Source organism: Marinobacterium sp. MBR-111, assembly GCF_040547585.1.
In the GTDB taxonomy this organism is placed as follows: Bacteria; Pseudomonadota; Gammaproteobacteria; order Pseudomonadales; family Balneatricaceae; genus Marinobacterium; species Marinobacterium iners.
Window position 1 is genome coordinate 1 of record NZ_JBEPQA010000077.1, and the last position, 1,571, is coordinate 1,571.

The following is a 1,571-nucleotide window of genomic DNA, read 5'->3' on the forward strand; positions in this document are numbered from 1 at the left end:
TCGCAAATGCCTCGGGTTCAGGCAGCCCGAAATTGTATTCCAGGAATACCTTCAGGCTGCATAGGCGGGTGTCGCACTTCGGAGTTGAATTCGCGGCTGCCTAAGTAGCGCCTCTGCTCTTGCTGCTATTTTGTATAGATATCCTCGGCTTATCCCCCATCGCTTGGCGAGAGCCGTCTTGTTTTTTTCGTTCTCAAACTCAGTACGAATCTGATCAAGCTGACCTTCCGAAAACCTACTTTGCTTCCCCTTGTACCGACCATTAGCTTTAGCAATTGCGATCCCTTCACGTTGGCGCTGGAGGATACAGTTGCGCTCGAACTCTGCGACGGACGATAGCAACGTCAGCATCAGTTGTTGGAATGGATCAGTCTTGTCTGGCTCGAAGCAGAGATTTTCTTTGTGAAAGCGAATGGTGGCACCTGTGTCCACAATGTTCCGCACCAGCTCCAGCAAGTCCTGCACAGAACGTCCAAGACGGCTGAGTTCATGAACATGGACCACATCCCCCTCACGAAGGGTTTGTAACATAGCTTGCAGCTGAGGGCGGTTCAGGTCCTTACCTGACAGCTTGTCTTCATATTCCCGGTCAGCTTTCATCCCGGTCAGCTGGCGGTCGGTTTTCTGGTCGGCGGTGGATACGCGGCGATAGATGAACTCCATGGGGTCCCTTATGGGTAGTGGATTCGCCGGTGTGTCTCCTTTGGCTCATGAACCAACGGAGAAGTGTCAATTATAGCCCGCAACCGACTTTTAGGTGACAACTTTCCGGCTGTATACCACGGGTACACCCTATGGTGACTACGGAAGTATGACCAGGCGCGGATTGTATAAATACTCCGTACATAACAACTACCAACGGGGTACATCTATGAACACAGTCATGACCGCCAAGAAGACCTTCTCGCTTCCTCAGTACGTTTCTGAGCGGCTTGATGAGGTATCAAGTCATACGGGATTCAGCCAGTGTAGTTGCCCCCGCTAAACCGGACACCACCTCATTCGTTTGATGCCAGTTCCGCCCGGTATTCCCAAGGCGATTTCATTTTCAGTCCCTTATGTGGGTGACTGTGATTATAGTCCTCGATCCATTCTGGCAACCTGGTCATAACAGTCGCAGCATCGGGAAGATCGTTCAGGTACACATAGTCCCGCTTGAATGTCTTTACGAAGGCCTCAGCCATTCCAGCGGGTGAGGTACTCGCTCTGACTGGCCGAACCGGTATTCCAGGCTTTCCAGCAGTAAGTCCTGAACCATCTCACCGGTGATACCACCCGTGGTCGCTACATAGCGCATCAGCTCGCGATCACAGCAATCCAGGCTAAAGGCCACGCGAACAACTTCCTTGTTCCAGCAGCGGACCTCAAAGCCATCCGAGCACCAGTGAAGGTCCGGCTTCAACGTAATGACCTGGCCGTTGTGGCAGCGCTCCTGAGGCCGGCCCGTATACCGGGGTAACAGCAACCCATCCTGCTCGGTAACTGTCAAGGTATCTGTCGCCCTGTCTGATTTTTATGCAGCCATTCGCACTGCCTCAGTGACCACTTCCCGCTCTGGATTCAACGACACT

1 protein-coding gene and 1 pseudogene are annotated in these 1,571 nt (G+C 52.8%); both read right to left on the minus strand.

Annotated features, from left to right (window positions below; all coding sequences use genetic code 11):
- Window positions 1–51: 51 nt before the first annotated feature.
- Window positions 52–663: a recombinase family protein gene (locus ABIE61_RS18760; protein ID WP_354412409.1), complete on the minus strand. Its 612-nt coding sequence runs from the start codon at window positions 661–663 to the stop codon at window positions 52–54.
- Window positions 664–998: 335 nt separating this feature from the next.
- Window positions 999–1,477, minus strand: a pseudogene (locus tag ABIE61_RS18765) (integrase core domain-containing protein); the annotation flags it as partial.
- Between the last annotated feature and the right edge of the window lie 94 nt (window positions 1,478–1,571).